This window comes from Bacillus andreraoultii, assembly GCF_001244735.1.
GTDB classification, from domain to species: domain Bacteria; phylum Bacillota; class Bacilli; order Bacillales; family Caldibacillaceae; genus Caldifermentibacillus; species Caldifermentibacillus andreraoultii.
In genome coordinates this window covers 1,596,233-1,619,074 of record NZ_LN868937.1, presented here as the reverse complement: position 1 = coordinate 1,619,074, position 22,842 = coordinate 1,596,233, and the positions used below count along the sequence as shown (strand labels likewise).

At 33.6% G+C, this 22,842-nt stretch carries 23 protein-coding genes, 1 other RNA gene and 1 riboswitch; of the genes, 8 read left to right on the top strand and 16 right to left on the bottom strand.

Going from position 1 to position 22,842, the window contains the following annotated elements; genetic code table 11:
• Nucleotides 1–68 precede the first annotated feature (68 nt).
• Both BN2144_RS12925 and BN2144_RS12920 read right to left on the bottom strand, forming a co-directional pair.
• Nucleotides 69–1,955, bottom strand: a complete 1,887-nt coding sequence (locus BN2144_RS12925; protein WP_033828670.1) for an ABC-F family ATP-binding cassette domain-containing protein — start codon at nucleotides 1,953–1,955, stop codon at nucleotides 69–71.
• 52 nt (nucleotides 1,956–2,007) lie between these two features.
• Nucleotides 2,008–2,523 carry a hypothetical protein gene (locus BN2144_RS12920; RefSeq protein ID WP_050632307.1) on the bottom strand — a complete coding sequence of 172 codons (516 nt, stop codon included), beginning with the start codon at nucleotides 2,521–2,523 and terminating at the stop codon, nucleotides 2,008–2,010.
• Between the two features lie 161 nt (nucleotides 2,524–2,684).
• On the opposite strand from BN2144_RS12920, the gene BN2144_RS12915 reads away from it, so the two are divergent.
• Nucleotides 2,685–2,909: a DUF3892 domain-containing protein gene (locus BN2144_RS12915; protein WP_033828669.1), complete on the top strand. Its 225-nt coding sequence runs from the start codon at nucleotides 2,685–2,687 to the stop codon at nucleotides 2,907–2,909.
• Between the two features lie 57 nt (nucleotides 2,910–2,966).
• On the opposite strand, the gene mntR is transcribed toward BN2144_RS12915, so the two are convergent.
• Entirely contained in the window at nucleotides 2,967–3,386 is a 420-nt protein-coding gene (mntR, locus tag BN2144_RS12910) for a transcriptional regulator MntR (protein ID WP_033828668.1), read from the bottom strand.
• A gap of 304 nt (nucleotides 3,387–3,690) precedes the next feature.
• On the opposite strand from mntR, the gene cspD reads away from it, so the two are divergent.
• Nucleotides 3,691–3,891, top strand: coding sequence for a cold-shock protein CspD (gene cspD / locus BN2144_RS12905; protein ID WP_033828667.1), 201 nt, complete (start codon nucleotides 3,691–3,693; stop codon nucleotides 3,889–3,891).
• Between the two features lie 54 nt (nucleotides 3,892–3,945).
• Here the strand turns inward: cspD and BN2144_RS12900 are convergent, their stop codons facing one another.
• On the bottom strand, nucleotides 3,946–4,161 hold the full coding sequence (locus BN2144_RS12900) for a zinc-finger domain-containing protein (protein WP_033828666.1): 216 nt from the start codon (nucleotides 4,159–4,161) through the stop codon (nucleotides 3,946–3,948).
• Nucleotides 4,158–4,826, bottom strand: coding sequence for a reverse transcriptase-like protein (locus BN2144_RS12895; protein WP_033828665.1), 669 nt, complete (start codon nucleotides 4,824–4,826; stop codon nucleotides 4,158–4,160). Before BN2144_RS12895 ends, BN2144_RS12900 begins: the two co-directional genes overlap by 4 nt.
• 125 nt (nucleotides 4,827–4,951) lie before the next feature.
• Between BN2144_RS12895 and BN2144_RS12890 the strand changes: the two genes are divergently transcribed.
• Nucleotides 4,952–5,338 (top strand): reverse transcriptase-like protein, encoded by a 387-nt coding sequence (locus BN2144_RS12890; protein WP_033828664.1) that lies wholly within the window; start codon nucleotides 4,952–4,954, stop codon nucleotides 5,336–5,338.
• A 41-nt stretch (nucleotides 5,339–5,379) separates the two neighbouring features.
• Complete coding sequence (locus BN2144_RS12885) at nucleotides 5,380–6,303, top strand: DMT family transporter (RefSeq protein WP_033828663.1); 924 nt, start codon at nucleotides 5,380–5,382, stop codon at nucleotides 6,301–6,303.
• Nucleotides 6,304–6,407: 104 nt separating this feature from the next.
• Here the strand turns inward: BN2144_RS12885 and BN2144_RS12880 are convergent, their stop codons facing one another.
• Nucleotides 6,408–6,683, bottom strand: a complete 276-nt coding sequence (locus BN2144_RS12880) for a DUF6123 family protein (RefSeq protein WP_033828662.1) — start codon at nucleotides 6,681–6,683, stop codon at nucleotides 6,408–6,410.
• A gap of 132 nt (nucleotides 6,684–6,815) precedes the next feature.
• Here BN2144_RS12880 and sspL point away from each other — a divergent pair, with 132 nt between their 5' ends.
• On the top strand, nucleotides 6,816–6,938 hold the full coding sequence (gene sspL, locus BN2144_RS12875) for a small, acid-soluble spore protein L (protein ID WP_033828661.1): 123 nt from the start codon (nucleotides 6,816–6,818) through the stop codon (nucleotides 6,936–6,938).
• A 268-nt stretch (nucleotides 6,939–7,206) separates the two neighbouring features.
• Here sspL and BN2144_RS12870 read toward each other — a convergent pair whose 3' ends face one another.
• Together BN2144_RS12870 and BN2144_RS12865 are read right to left on the bottom strand one after the other, a co-directional pair.
• The gene (locus BN2144_RS12870) at nucleotides 7,207–8,115 is read right to left on the bottom strand and encodes a 5'-3' exonuclease (RefSeq protein ID WP_042337928.1); all 909 of its coding nucleotides are present in this window, start codon (nucleotides 8,113–8,115) and stop codon (nucleotides 7,207–7,209) included.
• 50 nt (nucleotides 8,116–8,165) lie between these two features.
• Nucleotides 8,166–11,849, bottom strand: a complete 3,684-nt coding sequence (locus BN2144_RS12865) for a dynamin family protein (protein WP_033828660.1) — start codon at nucleotides 11,847–11,849, stop codon at nucleotides 8,166–8,168.
• Between the two features lie 167 nt (nucleotides 11,850–12,016).
• Here BN2144_RS12865 and BN2144_RS12860 point away from each other — a divergent pair, with 167 nt between their 5' ends.
• On the top strand, nucleotides 12,017–13,456 hold the full coding sequence (locus BN2144_RS12860) for a DDE-type integrase/transposase/recombinase (RefSeq protein ID WP_033826673.1): 1,440 nt from the start codon (nucleotides 12,017–12,019) through the stop codon (nucleotides 13,454–13,456).
• Nucleotides 13,457–14,038: 582 nt separating this feature from the next.
• Nucleotides 14,039–14,497 (top strand): chemotaxis protein CheX, encoded by a 459-nt coding sequence (locus BN2144_RS12855; RefSeq protein ID WP_033828659.1) that lies wholly within the window; start codon nucleotides 14,039–14,041, stop codon nucleotides 14,495–14,497.
• Between the two features lie 337 nt (nucleotides 14,498–14,834).
• Here the strand turns inward: BN2144_RS12855 and BN2144_RS12850 are convergent, their stop codons facing one another.
• The 3 genes from BN2144_RS12850 to BN2144_RS20635 form a co-directional block, all read right to left on the bottom strand.
• A complete protein-coding gene (locus BN2144_RS12850; RefSeq protein ID WP_033828658.1) occupies nucleotides 14,835–16,139 on the bottom strand; it encodes a nucleobase:cation symporter-2 family protein in 1,305 nt (434 codons plus the stop codon).
• The gene (locus BN2144_RS12845) at nucleotides 16,136–16,729 is read right to left on the bottom strand and encodes a xanthine phosphoribosyltransferase (RefSeq protein WP_033828657.1); all 594 of its coding nucleotides are present in this window, start codon (nucleotides 16,727–16,729) and stop codon (nucleotides 16,136–16,138) included. The genes BN2144_RS12850 and BN2144_RS12845 overlap by 4 nt, the downstream gene beginning before the upstream one ends.
• A gap of 260 nt (nucleotides 16,730–16,989) precedes the next feature.
• Nucleotides 16,990–17,091: riboswitch (purine riboswitch) on the bottom strand.
• Between the two features lie 38 nt (nucleotides 17,092–17,129).
• Nucleotides 17,130–17,261 carry a hypothetical protein gene (locus BN2144_RS20635; RefSeq protein ID WP_268258035.1) on the bottom strand — a complete coding sequence of 44 codons (132 nt, stop codon included), beginning with the start codon at nucleotides 17,259–17,261 and terminating at the stop codon, nucleotides 17,130–17,132.
• Nucleotides 17,262–17,457: 196 nt separating this feature from the next.
• Between BN2144_RS20635 and BN2144_RS12840 the strand changes: the two genes are divergently transcribed.
• Nucleotides 17,458–18,702, top strand: a complete 1,245-nt coding sequence (locus BN2144_RS12840; protein WP_033828656.1) for an EAL and HDOD domain-containing protein — start codon at nucleotides 17,458–17,460, stop codon at nucleotides 18,700–18,702.
• Between the two features lie 65 nt (nucleotides 18,703–18,767).
• Here BN2144_RS12840 and BN2144_RS12835 read toward each other — a convergent pair whose 3' ends face one another.
• From BN2144_RS12835 to gpsB, 5 genes are all read right to left on the bottom strand, one after another.
• Nucleotides 18,768–20,288, bottom strand: a complete 1,521-nt coding sequence (locus BN2144_RS12835) for a carboxypeptidase M32 (protein ID WP_033828655.1) — start codon at nucleotides 20,286–20,288, stop codon at nucleotides 18,768–18,770.
• 94 nt (nucleotides 20,289–20,382) lie between these two features.
• Entirely contained in the window at nucleotides 20,383–20,553 is a 171-nt protein-coding gene (locus tag BN2144_RS19945; protein ID WP_154665512.1) for a hypothetical protein, read from the bottom strand.
• Between the two features lie 112 nt (nucleotides 20,554–20,665).
• Nucleotides 20,666–21,805, bottom strand: coding sequence for a THUMP domain-containing class I SAM-dependent RNA methyltransferase (locus BN2144_RS12830; protein ID WP_033828654.1), 1,140 nt, complete (start codon nucleotides 21,803–21,805; stop codon nucleotides 20,666–20,668).
• A gap of 102 nt (nucleotides 21,806–21,907) precedes the next feature.
• Nucleotides 21,908–22,304: RNase P RNA component class B (rnpB, locus tag BN2144_RS19250), an RNA gene on the bottom strand.
• Nucleotides 22,305–22,421: 117 nt separating this feature from the next.
• Nucleotides 22,422–22,718, bottom strand: coding sequence for a cell division regulator GpsB (gene gpsB / locus BN2144_RS12825; RefSeq protein WP_033828653.1), 297 nt, complete (start codon nucleotides 22,716–22,718; stop codon nucleotides 22,422–22,424).
• Nucleotides 22,719–22,842: the final 124 nt, after the last annotated feature.

Here is a 22,842-nt window from a genome sequence, read left to right as displayed (position 1 = left end):
GTACTTTCTTTATACCCTAAAAAAGCTAGGTCTCAGTGTTTATCCGACATCAGACCTAACTTTATAAGTTAATCTTCGACGATTTCAGCCAAATACGACCATCGATCAATTAAATGTTCGAGTTCTTTATTCAGCTTTTGTTCTTCTTCCATTAGAACTTGTAATTTAGTAAAATCACTTCCTGCTATTTCCATTTCCTTTCTCGTTTCTGCAATCCGTTCTTCTGTTTTCGCAATGATCCCATCAATCTCTTCCCATTCTTTCTTTTCCATGTACGTCAGTTTCTTTTTCGTCGGTTGAGTTTCAACTTGTCTCGGTTTCTTCTCTACAGCTTTTTGGTCCACTTGTTCAATCTTTTGGTTAGCCTGTATGAGATAATCTGAATAACTACCGAAATATTTCTCAATTTTTCCGTTGCCTTCAAATATAAGTAGTTCATCACAAATTTTATCTAAGAAATACCGGTCATGAGATACAGTTATTACAACTCCTGAAAAGTCTTCTAAAAATTGTTCTAACACTGTTAAGGTTTCAGTATCTAAGTCATTCGTTGGTTCATCTAATAGTAAAACGTTTGGTTCTTCCATAAGTAATTTTAACAAGTATAGACGTCTTCTTTCACCACCAGATAACTTTCGAATTATTGTCCCGTGGGTATTCATTGGAAATAAAAAACGTTCAAGCATCTGTGCAGCAGTGATTGTTTGACCATCTTTCGTATGAATGACATCACCAGCTTCACGAATATATTCAATCATTCGTTTATTTACGTTCATATCAATAGCATCTTGTGTATAATACGCTAACTTAACTGTCTGACCAATGGAAATATCACCATCGTCTAATCGATCTTTACCTGCAATCATATTGAGTAATGTTGATTTTCCACTTCCATTTTTTCCGACTATACCGATGCGATCATTTGGCTTTACTAATAACTGAAATTGGTCTAGTATTTTTTTTGTTCCAAATGACTTATTGGCATTTTTGAATTCAATGACGTCTTTCCCAAGTCGAGATCCAATCATTGCTATGTCTAAATTTTGATTATCAACTTTATTTTTTACTTCATCTTCTAGTTTTTCAAAACGTTGAATTCTTGCCTTTTGCTTTGTGGAACGAGCTTGTGCACCTCTTCTTACCCATGCAAGTTCTCTACGATATAAATTATTATTTTTTTCTTTTTGACGTTCTGTCTCTTCTTCTCGAACCGCTTTTGCCTCTAAGTAATCAGCGTAATTCCCTTTATACGAATAGAGACTTCCTTGGTACAACTCAAAAACTCGATTAGCTACAGCATCTAAAAAATATCGATCATGGGTAACAAATAATATTGAAGCTGTAAGTTTTTTTAACTCATCTTGAAGCCACTCAATCATGCTGTAATCAAGATGATTCGTCGGCTCATCTAGTAATAGTAAATCTGTATCATTCATTAAAACTTCCGCCAATGCAACCCGCTTTTTTTGTCCACCAGACAACTGGCCTACGTTTATATTAAAATCATACAAGCCCAACCTTGTTAACATTGTTTTTGCTCGAGAACTAACGTCCCAACCACCTAAATGATCCATTTTATTTTGTAACTCAAAAAATCGATGTAACAATTTTTCATTTTCGGGCTCATCTTTTAATTCCGAAATGACCTTTTCATAGGAGCGAACCGTTTGATTTAAAGCGGTATCTGTTGAAAGTACTTGCTCTAAAATCGTTAATTTCTCATTTAATTGTGGTTCTTGAAGTAAGATAGAAATGGTGTAATCGTTAGGCATTGTAAATTTCCCTTGATCCATATCTTCTAAACCAGCAATAATTTTTAATAAAGTTGATTTTCCCGTACCATTCACACCAATTAAACCGATTCTTTCCTTTTCACCTACAGCAAACGAAATATCCTTAAATAAACGTTTGTCGCCAATAGATTTTTCTATATTATTTGCCGTTAAAATACGCATGTTTCACCATACCACTTTCTAATCTAATCTTTATTTTATACAAGTTTTTACTTTATCGTTGTATCATTTGAAATAACAAATCCGTAACTGATATAGTCTGTTCAATGAGTGGATCTATTTTTTCTATCGTATCTTCTGTCAATAGCTCATACTTTGTTACAATATAATGAAAAATCGTTCGTTCATCCATATATACTTGTTTAAACCTATCTACATGATATTCCTGCCCTGGGAATTGCTTGAACAATTTTGCGATTCGCTTCTTTAATATTTCATCCATATTATTTTCTATCATGAACTGAATAGAAACACTTACTCCTGGAACGGTTGTCATCGGCATCCACTCCGAAGCAATTTGTTTAAAATTTGAATTCAATTCCAATTTAACTTTTAGCAATTGTTTACGATCTCGTTTATGAATAAAAGTGATATTGTACGCTCTTGACAAATCAGCTAAATTTACAATATCATTTCTTTCAATTATTATTATGTTCCCTTCTAGGTCTTGATCATAAATGAGTCCCTCGAACACGACTTTAATATTTTCATATGCAGTTGGATCGAACATCGTATCATCCTTTGTATAAAAGTTTTCTCTATTATCAATTATGTATATTCTACCATTACAGCATCTTCTAATAAATATTTCTAATTGTTCGCGAAAAATTTATTACGTAAAGTCGAATGACTTTTAATATTTTGGGAAAACTATAGAATGAGGTGAAATATATGGAAGAAATCATTGCTGTTGACAAGAATTATAAAGGTGACATTATAAGCTTTAAAACGTCGACTGGGCGAGTAATTTCTTACTTAAAAGCGATGGAGGCAATTGAACAAGGTGAAATTGTTGGAGCTAAAATCATTGAAACAAATGACTTTGAACAACCTTTTATTATTCAAGCGATGAACTCCACTGACCAATATTTTGATAATTACCCTCCTATTTTCTAAATGAGTCTTTATACTTATTTTTATAAAATGGTAAAAATAAAGAGGAGATTAAAAGCTTTACTCCTCCAATTGGTTTCGAATAAGCTCTAACTCCCGTACACGTTCAGGATTCTCTTCAAAGTACTGGATTAAATCACCAATGCGATCAATTGCGTCCCAACTTAAATGATGTTCAATTCCTTCGACATCCCTATATATATTTTCATCCGCAACACCAATTATTCCTAAAAATTTTTCCAACAGTTCATGACGATATACTAAACGCTTCCCCATCTTTTTCCCTTTTGTTGTTAAAACGAGACCACGATATTTTTCATAAACTAAATAATTTCTTTTATCTAATTTTTGAACCATCTTTGTTACCGATGAGGGATGTACGGATAACATTTCGGCAATATCAGATACTCTAGCATAGCCTTTTGTCTCGATTAATAAATAAATCTGCTCTATATAGTCTTCCATGCTTGGTGTAGGCATTTTCTAACCTCCAGATTACTCATCCCATATTGATATCATTTTACTATAGTTCAATTTCGTAAACAACATTCACGTTTATTCCCAAAGGACTTATAGAAGTAAGGAACTTTTGCTTAGTAAAATTAAAACTTGCTATATCTCAAAATATGAGAAACCGTCATATTATACCTGAATTTTCTTGACTATGAATGCGCTTTATTGTATATTAAATTTAATCATTAAACGTTATGCGTATCTGTAATCGTTTTTTGATAATTCATTTTTATGGACACAAATGTGTCGGGAGAGTTTAGGAGGAAGAAATATGCAAAACGGTAAAGTAAAATGGTTTAACAATGAAAAAGGTTATGGCTTTATTGAAGTTGAAGGTGGAAATGATGTATTCGTTCATTACAGCGCAATCCAAGGAGATGGATATAAATCTTTAGAAGAAGGTCAGGAAGTTTCCTTTGAAATCGTTGAAGGAAATCGTGGACCACAAGCAGCGAATGTTGTTAAATTATAATTAACTTAAAATATAAATGAAATTATTCAGGCTGGTAAAAATTAACCAGCCTTTTTACGATAATTTCTTCCCTATTTCCTTTATTTTCACACCTACAGTGCACTGATTAATACAAAATCGATGAGCATACCTTCTCCCCTGTTCCTTTTTAAAGTGGTTAAATACAAAACATCCATCGCAGTATGTGGTTAATAATTCATCGATTTCATCATATAGTTCAATTCTATCTTGTTCAGAACGTTTTTCACGTGTAGCAAAGTCTTTTTTCATCTATTTATATCACCTATCTTTTGTTTGCTATTGATCATTATACGGTGTAGTGCTTGGCGAGCTAATTGATCAGCCTCTTTATTATCATTTCTAGAAATTAGTTCATATGCCGGATAAATATGCAATTTTTCTACTTGCTTTTCAATTCGATCCAACCAACGATTTAGATTTTCCTCATAGCATGGCCATTCACCTAAAAGTTGCATGAGTAATCCTTGACTATCGCCTTTTATCGTTACTTTTTTATTTGCAACTTGTAAATTGGTTATATATTTTAAAGCGTAATGGAGTGCTGCATATTCCGCTTCATTATTTGATTCTAAAAAGTCAATCCTCTCATTAAGACGTTCTCGAACCCATTCACTCCCTTGTTTATAATAAATTACAACTCCTAAACCAGCTTCACCGGTTTCTTTTTGATAACTGCCATCGAAAAACATTGTAATATCATCAGGTTCATGTTCAAGTTTTTGCAATATCTTATTTACTTCTTTTTTATTCCAAGTTAAACCTGTTTCGTCTTCGAATTCCAACTCACGAACGCGCCCCGTTTTTTCCAAATCCTCTATCATTTCAAGGAGAGAATCACTCTCAATCCAATCCGAGACAAAGGTTGTTTTGATATTATTTTTATTTTGATAATTCCATTTAATTTTAAATTTCATCTTCTCATCTCACAATTTATTCGTTAAAATGATTTTTATATACAATTGTGTATTATTGTTAATATAATCGAATGGTACATATTTTATTCACATCACTTATTATACATAAAAATTGGAGGTTTAAGATGATTGAAGTTTATATTGATGGGGCAAGTTCTGGTAACCCAGGATTAAGTGGTGCTGGAATCTTTATTAAAGGGAACGATATATTAGAAGAATATTCAATTCCATTAGGCATTATGAATAATCATGAAGCTGAATTTCATGCCTTCATAAAAGCTTTAGAAATCTGTCATAAAAAGGCTTATCAAATCATTTCCGTTCGCACCGATTCAAAAATCGTTTGTGACTCTGTTGAAAAGCAATTTATTAAAAGGGAAAATTTTAAACCATTATTAGAAATGGCATTCGAATTTATACCTAGCTTTGATCTTTTTTTTATTAAATGGATCCCTAGCAAACAAAATCAACATGCAGATCGGTTAGCGAAAGCTGCCATCCATAAAAACTAGAATTTCGATACGATAAAAATTACTAGCGAGGAGGTTCATTCGTGAAAAAGACATATTTCGCTGATTTCACCTTATTGTTGGTTGCATGTATTTGGGGAGCCACATTTGTTGTTGTTCAAAATGCAATCTTATTTTTGGAACCACATACATTTAATGCAGTTCGTTTTTCGATTGCGGCAATTTTTCTTTTTTTATGGCTCATTCTATTTAAAAGAAAGGAATTAAAATTATTTAATAACAAACTTTTACTCTCTGGTATTGCCATTGGTTTTTGGCTTTTTATTGGTTATGCCTTTCAAACGCTTGGGCTTGTGGACACCACCTCTTCAAAAGCTGGTTTTATTACAGGATTAAGTGTTGTTCTAGTTCCAGTTTTCTCGCTTTTCATTTTAAAAATAAAACCAAGCTTAAATGCAATTACGGGTGTTTGTATTGCAACAATCGGACTTTATTTCATGACAATGAGTGGATCTAGTGGAGTGAACATCGGTGATTTACTTGTATTTATTTGTGCTATCGGTTTTGCAATGCAAATTGTTTATACGGGTAAATATTCTACTCAATTCCCTACATTACTACTGACGGTCATACAAATTGGTACAGTTGCTCTATTTTCTAGCATCAGCGCTTTCCTTTTTGAAAACTGGCAAAAAGTAATTCAACCAGAAATTTTATTTAATCGGGAAGTACTTTTCGCTTTAGTTGTGACAAGTTTCTTTGCAACCGCATTTGCCTTTTTCGTTCAAACATATTTTCAAAAATATACTTCTGCAACCCATACAGCATTAATCTTTGCAATGGAGCCTGTATTTGCAGCAATTACCGCATATCTTTTCGCCAATGAAAGAATGTCTACACATGGCCTTATCGGATCCACACTCATTTTACTAGGAATGATTTTAGCTGAACTACCAATGAAGCGGAAGAAACTTGTTGAAGAAATCGTTCAAGAGAAAGTAATCTAAATCAACAACGAAATGTAGTGCCTTAGGGATTTCTCCTTAAGGCTTTTCACTCACATTTTCAATTACAAAGTTTCGTGGAAACACTTGCAGATGTCTATAATAAGCTAAAGTAGATGTCGCTGTTTTACATAATGATAAGCCTTACTCTTACTATTAATATTTTCGCTCTTTAATGATTCTAACAGTGATAAATAAAAACTGCCATCGAATTTCTTTTGCACTTTTAACGTAATCTCAATAGCGATTTGTACTAAATGTTCATCTGCATTTGTATACTCCATACCAAAATAAATAAAACCAATCGCATCCTCTTTAAAAGGAAAACCTTTGCCTTGTAAGTATTGAATATATTCACCTACAGCTTGTTTTGCAGCACTCATTTTATCATCCTTTGAACAGTATTCACACATTTCCCTAGAAATCTTCTTTACTTTTATCTAACATTTTCCATTAAAGTTTGTAAATATTTTATCATGTAATCGATCAATAATAACTTATGGAGGTGAGGACATATGTCCGGAAATCGAGGAAAGAAAGCACCCGGGGTGAACCCACAAGGATACGGTCAAGACGGTTTTACAGAAAATCCAAAAAGTAAATTAGAAAATGCGGCAAAAAAGAAAAATACGAAATAATGAGGGGGAATGTATCCCCCATTCACGTCAAATTCAGTAAATGATCTTTTAAGCCTAGTAATTTTTATATGCTTCGTCTCGTAAATTTTAAAGAAAACTATAAGGACGCCAGTTCCTCTAGGCGAAACGAGAGACTTGAGTTTGCTTGATAAGAAAGAGAGTTTTTCGGCTTTGATGTAGCTGCTAGAGCCTTTCCTTGTACGCTTATCCGTATAGGAAAGGAGAAATTGGAAAATGGATACTATCCTACTAGCCTAAGACATACGTACTAACTAATTGAACTCTCCTCTTGCCATCCCTCAATCATCGTTAAGATTCGAGACATTCCTTTAATATCCAGCCTTCTTAAGTTATCTTCCAAATCCTCACTGAAAAATGAAATTCGAGCGTCTTCGATATTAAACTCTAATGGAACATCTAATTTAATTTCCGCTAAAATTTTGGAAAGAATTAATGAGTCACGGTCTTTTTCAATTTTCTTTCGCTGACCAGGTGTTAACATATGCAAAGAATCTAATATATTCTCGACACTATGAAAGTCACGAATCAGTCGTTCAGCTGTTTTCGGTCCAATCCCTCGAACACCCGGGTAAAAATCGCTTGTATCACCTGTTAGCCCCTTAACATCAATAAACTGTTGGGGGTGATAACCGTGCTCTTCAATAAAACTTTCTTTCGTTTCTACATCATAATGACCAATTCCTTTTTTTAGTAAAGCAACTGAAATATGATTATCTAAAATTTGTAGTATATCATGATCTCCTGTAACTATGACTACTTCTGCTTTATTTTTCATCTCGCTCGCAATAGTTCCTAAACAGTCATCGGCCTCAAATCCCGGTACGCCAATATTTGGTATGGAAAAAGCTCCGGTCACTTCTTTTGCTAAATCAAATTGCGGTATTAATTCGCTCGGAGGTGCAGGTCGATTTCCTTTATAATCTGGGTATAATTCATTACGAAACGTCTTCTTCCCCATATCCCAGCAAACGGCTACATGTGTTGGCTGAAAATGATTAACGGCTGTAAATAGATGCCTTAAAAAACCATTTACACCGTTTGTCGGAATCCCTTCATCATTATACATAAATTGTCCTGTATAACTTGTTGCGTAAAAAGATCTAAATAAAAGAGCCATCCCATCAATTAACAACAATTTAGAGTTGGTATCATTCAATCATGTCACCTCAATCAATTGTTTACGAACTCGAATTAAGTTAGGGCAACCTAATCAAATTTCTGTTCACTATTGTTATTCACAAATAATAATTCTACCTTATTTAAACGATTTTTTAAATGGTTCAAATCAATTTTGTCTTCTAAAATCGTTACAAAACCTTCATATTGTTCGCTTGTTTCTAGTAATAATTGATCTAGTAATCGTTTAAATTGTTCACTTAATATTTTAGAAAATAGCGTTAAAATATTAGCTTCCATTTTTTGTATATATTTAATGATATGTTTTTCTACTATTGTCTGAATTGCTTCAGCCATTAATTTTTTTTCATTCTTTTCAAAAAATGTCCGCGTACTCTTAAACATCGAAAGCGGTTTTGAAAATTCTTGTATTGGTATATCTTTTAATTCATTTGTAAAAGTTGGTGTGTCTATCCTAGTCATTTCAAATAAGCTATAGGATAAATTATCATCTAGCTCGCAAAGCCGCTTTGTCATATGTTCAAATGTTTGGTTTAACTTCATAGATAAGAAGTTTTCCAAACGTAAAGAAGTAGCACGCAATTCTTGAGTTAAATCAAAACCAATCGATTGAAGTAATTCCTTACAAGCACGTTCAAGTGCTTTTTTTACTTCACCTCCACTACCTTTAATTGTCGCAGGGTTAAATGCTTCAATGAAAAAGTCGTTAAAACGATAATTGGCACGTTGCCGAATATAATAGACTAATTCATTTAATTCTTGTTTTATTTGGTCTTCTAATAATGAGGTTGTATATCCTTTTATTAATTTTTCACTTTCTAATCGTTTTTCAAATAATATTTTCCGCTTTTCTTCTTTTTGTTGCTGATTCGTATTCGCTGTTTCAACTAAATGCCGTAATCGTTCTACAGCATGATTCCACTCATTTTTACTTGTTGTAAGGGCAATTTTCCCTAAATCATAGGAAATGAATCGATAAAATCCTTGCTCAAATTGTAAAAACTTCGAATCATAATTTTTCCCGGACCGTCTTTCTTTTAACGCATTCATACTGGAGACTGGATAAATTTTCGGATTACGAATTCCATATGATAATAGCTGGTCTTGAACATAAATTACCACATCATTAAGTTCTTCCTCTGAATTGGCAAGGTCAATCGCATTAACAATAAAGAACATTTTATCAAGAGCAAATTGATCTTTTACTCGTCCAAGCTGAATTAAAAACTCACGGTCCGCCTTTGAAAATGCATGATTGTAATAAGTAACAAATATAATCGCATCAGCATTCTTTATATATTCAAAAGCAACATCTGTATGTCGCGCATTAATTGAATCAGCTCCTGGAGTATCAACAAAAGTAATGCCATGATTTGTAATCGTGGAGTCAATATGGAAATCAATTGCTTCTACAAAACAAGATTTTTCTTCTTCAGCAACAAACTGTTTAAATTCGTTTTCACCTACCGACAATTGTTTTCCTAATTCATCTTTATAAATCGGATAACCTTTTGCAAAGGCCGATAGAAAAGAAATTTGCGTTTGAAACTCTTTCCGCTCATTTTCTTTTTTCATTAACTTGTTAACAGTTTCATATGCTTCAGCAAGATTCGCCGCTTGCATTCCGAAAATTTCTAACGCCTCATTAATATCGGAAAGTAATTGCTCTGTACGTTTTAAGGTGACTACCCCTGTTTTTGCCGGATGCGCTTCATTTGCTGGTAAAATACGATTAATTGTTGCTGTAGTCGGATTTGGTGAAACCGGCAGTAGCTTTTCTCCAATTAATGCATTTGCAAAAGATGATTTCCCCGCACTAAAAGCTCCAAATAAAGCGACCGTAAACTGTTTCTCTTTTAAACGTTTTGCCCTTTCCATCAATTGTTTACTTACTTTCTCCATCGTCGGGACATCCCGAAGTAACTGTGCTGTTTTTGTCAATTTATGGATCATTTGTTGTTGTTCCGCATGAAACTCAATGGCTGGATCTTCATCCACGTATTCTCCCAAATGTTGTTCCGGTTCTTTCTTTTCTTTTCGTTCAACATTATTTGCTAACATTTTCTCATCTATCATTTCAACAATTGGATTCACTTGTGTTAATGCTTGTATGTTTTTCATTATTTCTTCATTTAAATCGCTATTTGAGCACGTGTGGATCTCATATAGACGATCTTTTGCCATTTGATATTCAACGTCTAATTGTTCTAACTGCTGTTTTGCAGTAACTAAAGTTCGTAATCGTTCTTTCTTTCCTTCTAACTCTATCCGTTCTTTTTTTACATCGCGGCTAAGTTCTTGTTCAAACTCTCCAAGTATTGGCTGTATGAAATGAGTGACATGTTTTTTTATATTGTCCGTTACATCTTTCGTAAAATTAAGTACTGACTCCCCTGTTACAAGTGCTCCTCGTTTCACTGCACTACGAATGACGTCTTTTGGCAATGGAATAGACAGATGTTGAACTTTCACTGCTAAACTCATCTGCTCCATACCATTTTCTTTCATATATTTTCCGAATAATTCCTTTAGATGCCAAAGTATTTGCGTATTTACATTTTCTTGAACTGCTTTATAAAAAGCCTCATATTTTTTCACTTTTACTTCTTCAGTCTTTTTCTTAGCAAAAAAGAGACCTACTTTAAAATCTTTTTGTTCTGTTTCTAAGTATTCCTTTGCCAATTCACGGGTTTCAGAAGGCATTAAATAAGCATTTTTTAATACGGCTTGCAAGTCTTTGTTTACGTTTATTGAAAAATGATTCAGCTGCTCTTCTTTTTCTTGAATTTGTTTCGTTAGCAATGTTAGTTTTTCTTCTAATTTATTTCGTTCTTCAAATGATAATGAGGATAATACATTTTCCAGTTGCTCCCGTATTTCTTCTTGCTCATCTCGTTTTTTTCTCAGATGCTCTTCCATTAGTAAGTTTACTGACCCATCGAGACATGATTGTGTGTTCGTAAATTGTTCCTGAATTTCTTTCAATACATCTTGAAAATCATTGTGAATATGATTTTCTTCTTTCAAACTTGTATAAAAAATATGTTTTGGAAATATATTCCACTCATGAAATGCATGTTCAATTGATTTCTTATAATCTGTAAACGAAAGTTCCTGTTCTTGATGTTTGTCTATCATATTGACTATTAAGTATATTTCTTTTCCTCGCTCGACCATTTCTTTTGTAAATAAAAAGTTTTCCTCTGCTAAAACATGGTTATAATCCATAACATAAAATAAAACATCCGCTAAATGGAGGGCAGACTCAGTAGCAAGCCTATGAGCATCATCAGTCGAATCAATACCTGGTGTATCCATAATAACTGCACCATTTGGTAAGCTTTTAGATGGTACATCTATTTCAATCGAACGTATTTTTTTACCATCTTTAAAAAACTCTTTTAACTGTTCATAACGTATTGTCGCTGGATATTCGCGAATAACACCATCTTGAAAAAATACTTTTATCGTTGACCTATCACTTACCTTTAGTTTAACAAGATTGGCGCTTGTCGGAATCGGACTAGATGCTAATATTTCTTTCCCAATAATTTTATTAATCATACTCGATTTCCCGGCAGAAAAATGCCCACAAAACGCAACAATCCTTTCATCATTTGTTACTTTCATTAGTAACTCAACAATTTTCTCTGCGGTTTTTAAGTCTCCTTCTTCTCTATAAAACCGATAAAATTGATATAACTTGTTAAGAAGTTTTGTATCCTCTTTTGCATTTACTGTAACTGAATTCATTTTGTAACCCCTTTGTGTGAATACGTATTGTCAAAAGTTTTTATATTAAATAGGTTAACAACCATTGATTTATAAGGCATTGAACAAAAAAAGACTTGCCACCCCCTAAAATCTATGGTTAATTGAGGTTACCACACACACAACTAACAAGATTGGAGTGAACAAGTCTGTATCCTCAATTATTAACCTATTTATTTGAATTTATCAAGTACCAAGATGAGACTATCAAAATTTTACAGACTCTTTTAATTGGAAAGAGTATGTTTGATAAACCCGAAGAAAAACCGATAAGCAAGCCTTATCGAAAACTACAGGTGGATGAGCTTCCGATTGTTGAAACACTTGAAAAGCTTGATTATCAAGAACTACTTAATGATTTTCTAGAAAAACACGGGAAACCATTAAAACCGGTTCGTAGACATAAAAACGCCAAAGTTTGTGTGCCTTCTCATTTGAATTGTCCAAAGTGTGGTGCTCCTTCTGATTTTCTTTATGCAAATAATGGAGATAAAGGACAATATCAATGTAAAGTGTGTGCGTGTTTGTTTAGCGAAAAGAATCGTTATTTGAAAGAGGCCATTTTACGATGTCCTCACTGTTCAAAAACACTTGAAAAGATAAAAGAACGAAAAGATTTTGATGTTTTCAAGTGTAAAAATAATCAATGTTCTTACTACCAAAAGAAGTTAAAAGGTCTTTCGAAAGAAGAGAAGAAACCGTTCAAAAAAGACCCACAAGCGTTCAAAATGCGCTATATATTTCGCCTGTTTAAGTTCGACTATAAGCCACTGTCGAAAGAGTCTCCAGAGTTACCGAAAGTAGATTTATCGAAATTGTACGTGTCTCCGCATACACTGGGACTTATTTTGACTTATCACGTAAACTACGGCTTATCAGCGCGCAAAACCGCGGCCATTATGAATGATATTCACGGAGTTTCTATTTCTCACCAAAGTATTTTAAACTACGAAAACAGTGTCGCGCTCATAATGAAACCGTTTATCGACCATTATCCGTATGAGCTTTCCAATCAATTTTGCGGTGATGAAACGTATATCCGTGTGAGTGGACGTTGGAATTACTTGTTCTTCTTCTTTGATACCGTAAAAAAGATTATTTTGTCGTATCCTGTTTCACCAAACCGAGATACACAGGCAGCTGTATTAGCCATTGATGAAGTATTGCTTAAGCTAAAAGAGATTCCAGAAGATCTTACTTTTGTGGTCGATGGGAATCCTATTTACCTTTTGGCTCAACACTTCTTTGCCCAGCACGATATCCACTTTGATGTGAAGCAAGTCATTGGATTAACCAATGAGGATCCTGTTTCAACGGAATATCGACCGCTTAAACAAATTATTGAGAGACTCAATCGTACTTTTAAGGGTAATTATAAGGCTACACATGGGTTTGGTTCAGAAAAGGGATCGGTATCCTATGTGACTTTATTCGTAGCATATTTTAACTTTCTCAGGCCACATGCTTCACTGGAGAATAAAGTGCCAGTTATGATCCCAGAACTCTCCAAATTGCCACACATGCCGGCACGTTGGACAAAAATGATTGAACTCGCTCAACAATGGCTTCTAGAAATACAAGCCGCCTAAATTTAGCTTTAGCTGAGCCCTTGAATGGTTTAACATTCAAACCAGCCATTTGGCGAAGCGAACCCTTGACAAACCGAACTAGCCGATGGTTTAAAATTTTCGGAAAACAAGGGCGTATTTGTCATGCCTTAATTTAGTTCCCTTCGCCCTTGTTACACCTAACTTAAACCATCGGCGTGTTTGTCAAGGGCAAATGGCGACGGTTCTCCACCTTATTTCGGAATAAATCTTGTTTGCTTATCCGTTTTTCATAGAACTTTTGACATTACCTGTGAATAATAATGATATTTTTATTTTATATGGTTTTCGATTATTTTCCTACTAATAACTACGGGTTACTAAACTTCCTACCATAAAAATTTTATGAAAAATATTATTAATTACGGTTTATATTAATAAAATTTGATAAAATAATAATGCACACGAAAAATGACGAATATCAAAGAAACTGCAAAAAATATATAGAAATCCGGATAATTCTTTTACGTAAAATTTTTTGCAAAAATATATCATCATTTGTTCTTATTGACAAGGGAAATCCTATCGGTGCTTCAGTATAAGAATAAAAAGTGAGGTGAGAAAATGAGTATTAGCGAGAAAATAACGAATATTCTAAACAGTACGATTCATTCGTTCAATAACGTCGTGCAAACACCTCTTGAGATATCGAATCCATCTTCTTTCAATCAACCTTTTCAGCACGACGCAATTGGAGTTTTTATCGGTATTACAGGGGATGTTTTAGGGCGGATCTTAATTACTGGTGATGAGGGAACATTTAGTAAAATCGGTGAGAAAATGTTCGGAATGCCACTTCTCGGTGAAATGCTTGAATCTTTTGCAGGTGAATTTGGTAATATGATTGTTGGAAATTTAAGTACAACCTTATTTAATAAAGGAATTACAATTGATATTACTCCTCCGACTATTTTTATTGGTAGTTCTAAAGTATACGGTTTTCAAAAAGCCATCAAGTTACCCGTATCAATTCAAACAATAGGTGACCTCAACATTATCTTTATGATTGAGGAAGCCGCATAACGAACTTCCATCAAGAAAACAAAGGGTTTCTATCCATGAGTTATGATACGATGTTTGTGTAAGTAGTGAAGCCCATTTTATAGATCAAACTCTTCATCATTGATTTTTTGTGTTTGAACTTCAATTATAATCGGCTGGAATCTTATTTCTCCGCATTTTGTACATTTTGTTGAGGATTCTTGAATTGATAAACAAAAATCACAATAATATTTCATAGAACCTCTCCTTATCATTTTTTTAATAATAATTTATGTGCATTTCTTTATGATGTGAAAAGGAGACTGTCCTAAATAAAGTAGAAAATGAATTCCATTTTATTTAGAACAGTCTCATTCCATTACGATATTTTCTGTTTTTGAATAAAGATTGTCGAACTACTTGATTTTAGTACATTAAAAAGAATGTTTAAGACAACTGCTGTTAAACTACCGAGGACAATCCCACTTTCAGTCAAAATTCGTAAACCTACAGGTAATGAACGAAACATTTCTGGAACAACCGTTACCCCTAATCCTAATCCAACAGAACAAGCAACGATAAACAAATTTTCTTGTTTCGAAAAATCAACTTGACCTAACATTTTAATCCCTGAGGCAATAACCATACCGAACATAGCGACCATTGCTCCACCAAGCACTGCCGGGGGGATGATTGTCGTAAACGCGCCGATTTTTGGTACTAAACCTAGAAGAACGAGTAGTCCACCAGCAGTATAAATAACATTTTTCGTCTTAACTCCTGATAATTGCATTAACCCGACATTTTGTGAAAATGTTGTATATTGGAAAGCGTTGAAAAAACCGCCAATGAAAATCGCGAGCCCTTCCGAACGATAACCTCTTGCAATATCACGTTCACTTATTTTCTGATCACAAATATCACTTAACGCAAAGTAAACACCTGTGGATTCAACTAAGCTTACGACAGCAACAAGAATCATTGTAAGGATTGGAGTGATATGGAATTCTGGTGTTGAAATAAAAAATAATTTTGGAATATGAAACCATGATGCATCTCTAACTGAAGTAAAATCAACGATGCCAATAAATGATGATGCAATCGTTCCAAATAAAATACCGATTAAAATCGCAATTGATCGGATAAAACCTGAGTAAAAACGAAAAATTAAAATAATAATCAGGAGCGTACTGAATCCTAACAATACATTTTCTAATGATCCAAAATCCTTACTTCCATCTCCACCTGCTAAATTATTCATAGCTACTGGTATTAAAGTTGTTCCTATGATTGTCACAACAGATCCAGTTACAACAGGTGGAAAAAAACGAACAAGTTTACTAAAATATTTTGCAATGAACATGACAAAAAGGCCGCTAACAAGTATTGCTCCATAAATCGATCCTACGCTGAATCGGTCACCAATTGCTATAATCGGGCCAACAGCTGTGAACGTACAACCAAGAACAACTGGTAAACCAATCCCAAAAAACTTATTTTTCCACACTTGTAAAATTGTTGCGACCCCACTCATCATAATATCAATCGATACTAAATATGTTAATTGTTGTGCTGTTAGACCAATAGCCTTACCGATAATTAGTGGTACTATAACAGCACCTGCATACATAGCTAACACATGTTGAATCCCAAGTGATGCAATTTTCGACTTCGATAAATTCATTTTTCATTTTCCTCCTCGTCATGTATAAACCACACCTTACCGTCTTTTAATGAAGCGATTTTTGCAAGAGACTCAATTCGAATGCCTTCTTTTCTTAATAAATGACCACCGTTTTGAAATACTTTTTCTATAACGATACCAATACCAACTAGGTTTGCTCCTGACTGACTCACAATATCCATTAAAGCTCTTGCAGCTTGACCATTCGCTAAAAAGTCATCAATAACGAGGACAGAATCTGTATCTTGTAATAGTTTTTTTGATACGGATATTTCATTATTCTCTTGTTTTGTAAATGAATAAACTTGTGAAGTATAAAGTTGATCAATCATCGTTAGTGACTTTCTCTTCCTTGCAAATAATACTGGTACGTTTAAGATTAAGCCAGTCATTACTGCCGGAGCAATACCTGACGATTCTAACGTTAAGATCTTCGTAATATGAATACTTTTAAAACGATTGGCAAATTCTTTTCCGATTGCAAACATTAATTCTGGATCAATTTGATGATTTAAAAATTTATCCACTTTCAAAACAGAATCAGATAGTACTTGACCTTCTAGTTTAATTTTTTCTTCTAATAACTTCATATCGCACCTCTTCTATATATTTTTAAAAACCTTTTTCGTAAACTTTGTTGTTATTCACCAAGGACGCACATCCTTAGGGCAGGACTCTGATTTTGCTTCTTTGAGTTCAGATAGTCGCCTTCTTGCTTTATTTCTCCTTGAAAAAGCAACAATCTTTGAGAAAACTATCTTAATAAAAAACCCAAAAGTAGCCCACATACGATTAAGTGAGCAATACCTTTGGGTTCGTTGAAATAAATCTATTTACACCAAATGTTTTCATAGAATCATTGCCCACTCATAGTCAGATTATTTACGGTAATCTGGTAGAAACTTGTGGGCCATATTCCCACGATTATACGAGTGATTTTATTTAATAGAAATTCCTAATATAATTATAGCACAGCAAACATACATTTACTTACATAAATTGTGAGATTAAACCGATTAAAGCACCTAAAATTGCACCAATGATTGGTATAGAAATATATAACGCTTTCTTCCGATAATCTCTTTTACGGGCAATTTCTTCAGGGGTTAACCAATTTGACATTTTGACCCTCCGTCACAGTTTTTATACTAATATTATATCGAATACGAGTTTTCGACAATATAGGACAAAATACCTATTTTAACTGATTAAAAAATGACAATCTTCCTAAATCCTTGAATTACCCATATATTTCAATGGAATTAATCGTATAAATATTATAGTATAAATATAGAATTATAACGAAAGGGCTAAAAGTATGAAAACTTTTGTTGCGAGGCAACCAATTCTTGACCGCTCAAACAATACATATGGATATGAATTACTATTTCGAAATAACTTTAATCGTAATACTGCTTCTTTAAATAACGATCTAGCCACTGCAGATGTTTTAGTGAATAGTTTTTTAAACTTTGACTTAGATGACCTAACAAATCATACTTACTATTTCATTAACTTTACGGAAAATTTATTATTAAATCATATACCTGAAAACTTTCCGCCATCTAAATTAGTGATTGAAATTTTAGAAACAATTTACCCTTCTGAAGAAATTATAGCTGCTTGTAAATATTATAAAAAATTAGGATATCAAATCGCTTTAGATGATTATCAATTAGACGAGAATAATCCAAATTCGTTTCAAATTTTGCCCTTTGTCGATATTATTAAAGTGGATTTTAGGACAACGGATGAAGAAATGAGGAAAAAAATTATAAAATTAAAGGATTTTTTTCAACTACGATTTTTAGCTGAGAAAGTGGAAACAGAGGAAGAATATCAAACTGCACTACTAGAAGGGTTTGATTATTTTCAAGGGTATTTCTTTCAAAAACCCGTTATTTTTACACGGCAAGAAATTCCAACTTTATTTCATTCCTACCTGTTATTAATTGATGAAACGAAAAAGCCTGAACCAAATATTGATTATTTAGCAAAAATTATTGAAGGCGATCTATCCATCTCTTTTAAACTACTAAAACTTATCAATAATCAATATGTGAAGTACCACAAAATTGAATCGATTAAACAAGCGATTATGCTTTTAGGTTTAAATGAATTTAGACGTTGGCTCTATATCCTGTCACTTAGAGACTCGAAAAAAAATAAGGACCCTTTAACTGAGAACCTTATATCTATGAGCTTAGTTCGGGGGAAATTTTGTGAATTAATAGCTGAACAAACGAATTGGAAAAAAGAGTCGTCTAGTTTCTTTTTAACAGGAATGTTTTCTTTAATTGACAGTATATTACACGTGTCGATACATACAGTTGTAAAAAAACTACCTCTTAAAGATAAAATTGTTGACGCACTTTTAGGTGAAAACAATGATTATCGGTCAGTACTTAATGTCATTATTGCTATTGAACAAGCTGATTGGACTGCCATTCCTAATCTTCTTAGTCAATTGAATATTCATATCGACGCGGTTTCAGAAGCTTATATGAAAGCTATTCGGTGGAGTAACCAATTGGTGACTGAAACTTCGATTACCCTTTCTTAAACCGTTTAAATCGTAGCCGACAAGTTAACCCACCTATATGATATTATAGGTGGGTTTATTCAAAATTAGTTAGCGTAAATCTCCTCGTATTTTTCGTTTAAATATTGAAGCAAATATTTCGGATTCGGACCTTCACCTGTAACCTCTTTTAAAATCTCAATAGGTTCTTTCATTTTTCCATACTTATGAACTTTTTTATTAAACCAATCCTTGATGGTCAGTAAATCTCCACTTTCTAATAATTGTTCAAAATTAGGCAAATCTTTCAACAGTGCAAATTTAAATTGAGCAGCATAGATGTACCCAAGCGCATACGAAGGAAAATAGCCAAAACTCCCACCTGCCCAGTGAACATCTTGAAGAACTCCGACACGGTCACTTTTTGGAATAATCCCTAAATAGTCTTCGTATTTCTTTTTCCATATTTCAGGTAAATCTTTCACTTCGATTTCATCATTAAATAACGCCTTTTCAATCTCATAGCGAATAATAATATGTAGCGGATATGTAACCTCATCTGCTTCGATACGAATAAATGTCGGTTTCACTTCATTAATTGCTCGATAAAAGTCATCTATCGAAACATGGTCAAATTGTCCACTCGCATATTGTTTAAGTAAATCATAATTTTTCTTCCAAAATGAACGATTTCTTCCAATAAAAATCTCATTAAATAAAGATTGTGATTCATGGATTCCCATTGATGTCCCTTCAGCTAATGGTGTACCAACTAAATCTTTAGAAATATTTTGTTCATATAATGCATGACCACCTTCATGCATCGTACCAAAAACAGCGACACGAAAATCGCGCTCATTATAGTTATTCGTTACTCTTGCATCTCCAATATTAAGTGTAATTTGAAAAGGATGGGTCGTTTCATCTAGTCGGCCCGCATAAAAATCATAACCCATTTGCTTTAATATTTCGATGCAAAAATCGCGCTGCCTATCTTTCGGAAAATAATGATGAATAAAGGAAATATCATGATCCCCTTCTATTTTCTTAATATGCTGTAATAGTTGGACAATACCATCTCGTAAATCATTAAAAACCCGATCTAAAATATCTACCTTCATTCCAGGCTCATACATATCAAGCAAAGTATTATACTTATTTTCCTCATAACCCCAATACTCAATAAACCTTTTTGTTGTATTAACAAGCTCTTCTAAATATGGAAGAAACAGTTTAAAATTATTTTTCTCTTTCGCTTCTTCCCAAACAGATTCTGCCTTTGTTTGCAAGGTTATATAATTTTGATACTCTTCAATTGGAATTTTCTTCATTCGGTCATACGTTTTCTTACATTCTTGGGCAGATTTCAAAGTAATAGTCGAGATGACAGATTTTGCTTCATTGCTTAATAATAAGTTCAAAAAATCGTTCATGTCATCTGATGTTTTCATTTTATATATTTCAGATGACAACATCCCAATAACTTCTGAACGTCTCTCAACTCCATTTTTCGGTGCTCCTGTTCGTAAGTCCCAATACATCACATGATTAGCCTCTTCATAAGCAGTGATTTTCTCTATATAGTTTAGGAATTGTTTTTCACATTCTTTTATGTTTTCCCCTACCACATCGTTCCCCCCTAACTACTGATGTTTCTATATTAACATAATTTGGATAAAAGAAATAAAAAGCAACCTTTTTTTGATTGCTTTTTTAGAAAAATTATCTTATTGTCGGTGTACTCAATGTATATTGTATAGCTTGTTGTAATCTTTCCTCAGCTTTCTTTATCTCTACATATGCCATTGTATTTCCTTGCTCCTCTTGTAGTTGAGAATACGTTGCCTCCAATGCCTTAGAGATCTTTGAAAAATCAAGCGTACTCCTATACATACGAATCCCTTCCCTATTTTACAGATTATCGTAATACTATTATAGGGTTAAGTTATTCAAATTATTCCTTTAATTAAATATCCTCATCATTTTTTGATAATGGGAATGCCTGTTACTTTACTATTGGTTTTCGAGGTCCATAATATTGGTAATAGTCTGTTTTAATAAAGCCATTAAAGAGCTTACGTTTTTTCGTAGCTTTCTTACCAACTAATTGTTCGAACTTTTCATTTGAAGTAATCATATATATAGACCACGTGTCGAGAGCCTGTAATGTAACTCCTAAATCTTGATATAGTTTTTCTACCTTTTCACGTTCACCTAGTCGCTCCCCATATGGTGGATTGGAAACGACAACCCCATATTGGAGTTCAGTTCGAAAATCCGTTGCTTGCATTTGTTTAAATTCAATTAAATCACCTAAACCTGCTTCAAGAGCGTTTGCTTTCGCTATGTCAACCATTTTATGATCAATATCAGAGCCAAAAATCTGTAATGGACAATCATAATTAGCTAAGTCTTCCGCTTCTATTCTCGCTTCATCCCATACTTTACTATCCATCCAAAGCCATTTTTCACTTATAAATTCACGGTTGAAACCCGGTGCAATATTTTGTCCAATTAATGCTGCTTCTATTGGTATCGTTCCAGACCCACAAAAAAGATCGACAAACGGACGATCTGAAGTCCAATTTGTTAATAATATAAGTGCAGCAGCTAATGTTTCTTTTAATGGAGCTTCACCTTGATATGCACGATATCCTCGTTTATGTAAACCGGTACCACTTGTGTCGATTGTTAATGTTACTCGGTCTTTTAATATTGAAACTTCAATTGGAACTTTTGGACCGGTCTCTTTAAACCAAATCGTGTTTCTATACTTACTTTTAAGACGGTCAACGATTGCTTTTTTTACAATGGCTTGGCAGTCCGGAACACTATGTAAAGTAGATTTAACTGATTTCCCGGAAACAGGAAATTCACTATCTTCGTTAATAAATAATTCCCAAGGAAGTGTTTTTGTCCCTTCAAAAAGTTGATCAAATGTCGTCGCCTTAAACTCACCTATAACAATTTTCACACGATCTGCTGTACGTAACCATAAATTACTGCGGGCGATTGCCAACGCATCACCAACGTATGTAATTTTTCCGTTTTCAACTTGACAATCATATCCTAAATCACGAACTTCTTTTGCAACAATTGCTTCTATACCCATTGGGGATGTTGCAAGTAATTTAAATTTGTTCATAAAATCACCTTTACTAGTATAGACTTAAAACTTTACATATAAACAAAACGCTCTCTTCCTATTTAGAAAGAGAGCTTTTCTCCAATTCTACCATTAATAACGTTCTGTAAGCCATGTTCTGTTCCTTCGTACTGCAAACGAAATCCAAAAGGACTCTCGTACTCTGGTGGTAATCATCTATCTGCAAAGGTCATTACCTCTGCCTCTCTCTTAAGTTGAATTCCTTAGAGAAAGTTCCCCTACCATAATTTGGGTTTCTCGCTCGTGGGGTTTACCTCGTTCCACCCTTGTCATTTCTTCCAAGGCTTCGTCACTGTGGCACTTTCAAGGTAGTCAAGCCATATCATAATCGACTTAGGCTCTTTCCCTGCCGTCAACCTAGTCGTAACCAAGTTGCCCTAGCTTATTGTTTCACTAGGCACGATCACTACGGGCATCTCAGCACCGTGCGAGCATGGACTTTCCTCAGCAAATCTTTTTGCCGCGATTACCCGAACGTTATTAATGTGACAAATAAAATTATATATGTAATTGTTCCTAATTACAACTGGAAAGTTTTTCTGTGAAATGCTACACACTTTAAATTAATCAAAAAGGCATGTGAGTATCCGTTTTTTTAATCATAAAGTTTACTACCGAAAACATGTTTCTCCAAATTACTTAATCTTTTCAAGATATCAAAGTTCGTTGCACCAGTTGTTTGTGGTGGTTGCTTTCGAGCTTCATCTAATTGTTTTTTTAATTTTTGATTTTCAATCGTTAACGTTTCAATTAATTTTGAGTAATTTTCATAATCCTTTATAATTATATCCAAAAATTGATCGACTTCTTCTTGATTATAACCCCGCATACTCGTTTTAAACTCTTTTTCTAAAATATCTTTCGACGTTAATTGAATATTGTCTGGTATCAAAGTTTTTCACCTCGATCTTGCTCATCATAATCTTATTTTTCCAAAAAAAACTGTTGTTGTCAATTTACTTGAAGCAAAAAAGATGCCATGAACATAGTATTGTATATGTATACAACTATCATTA

Coding starts and splice junctions, on each gene's coding strand:
- BN2144_RS12850 (WP_033828658.1), bottom strand. CDS start 16,139: ATGAATTTATCGAAGTCGAAAATTGCATCACTTGGGATTCAACATGTG.
- BN2144_RS12865 (WP_033828660.1), bottom strand. CDS start 11,849: ATGAATTCAGTTACAGTAAATGCAAAAGAGGATACAAAACTTCTTAAC.
- BN2144_RS12895 (WP_033828665.1), bottom strand. CDS start 4,826: ATGAAATTTAAAATTAAATGGAATTATCAAAATAAAAATAATATCAAA.
- BN2144_RS19945 (WP_154665512.1), bottom strand. CDS start 20,553: ATGTATAGGAGTACGCTTGATTTTTCAAAGATCTCTAAGGCATTGGAG.
- BN2144_RS12840 (WP_033828656.1), top strand. CDS start 17,458: ATGAAAACTTTTGTTGCGAGGCAACCAATTCTTGACCGCTCAAACAAT.
- BN2144_RS12830 (WP_033828654.1), bottom strand. CDS start 21,805: ATGAACAAATTTAAATTACTTGCAACATCCCCAATGGGTATAGAAGCA.
- BN2144_RS20635 (WP_268258035.1), bottom strand. CDS start 17,261: ATGTCAAATTGGTTAACCCCTGAAGAAATTGCCCGTAAAAGAGATTAT.
- BN2144_RS12880 (WP_033828662.1), bottom strand. CDS start 6,683: ATGAGTGCTGCAAAACAAGCTGTAGGTGAATATATTCAATACTTACAA.
- BN2144_RS12845 (WP_033828657.1), bottom strand. CDS start 16,729: ATGAAGTTATTAGAAGAAAAAATTAAACTAGAAGGTCAAGTACTATCT.
- BN2144_RS12855 (WP_033828659.1), top strand. CDS start 14,039: ATGAGTATTAGCGAGAAAATAACGAATATTCTAAACAGTACGATTCAT.
- BN2144_RS12915 (WP_033828669.1), top strand. CDS start 2,685: ATGGAAGAAATCATTGCTGTTGACAAGAATTATAAAGGTGACATTATA.
- BN2144_RS12900 (WP_033828666.1), bottom strand. CDS start 4,161: ATGAAAAAAGACTTTGCTACACGTGAAAAACGTTCTGAACAAGATAGA.
- BN2144_RS12920 (WP_050632307.1), bottom strand. CDS start 2,523: ATGTTCGATCCAACTGCATATGAAAATATTAAAGTCGTGTTCGAGGGA.
- cspD (WP_033828667.1), top strand. CDS start 3,691: ATGCAAAACGGTAAAGTAAAATGGTTTAACAATGAAAAAGGTTATGGC.
- BN2144_RS12925 (WP_033828670.1), bottom strand. CDS start 1,955: ATGCGTATTTTAACGGCAAATAATATAGAAAAATCTATTGGCGACAAA.
- sspL (WP_033828661.1), top strand. CDS start 6,816: ATGTCCGGAAATCGAGGAAAGAAAGCACCCGGGGTGAACCCACAAGGA.
- mntR (WP_033828668.1), bottom strand. CDS start 3,386: ATGCCTACACCAAGCATGGAAGACTATATAGAGCAGATTTATTTATTA.
- BN2144_RS12890 (WP_033828664.1), top strand. CDS start 4,952: ATGATTGAAGTTTATATTGATGGGGCAAGTTCTGGTAACCCAGGATTA.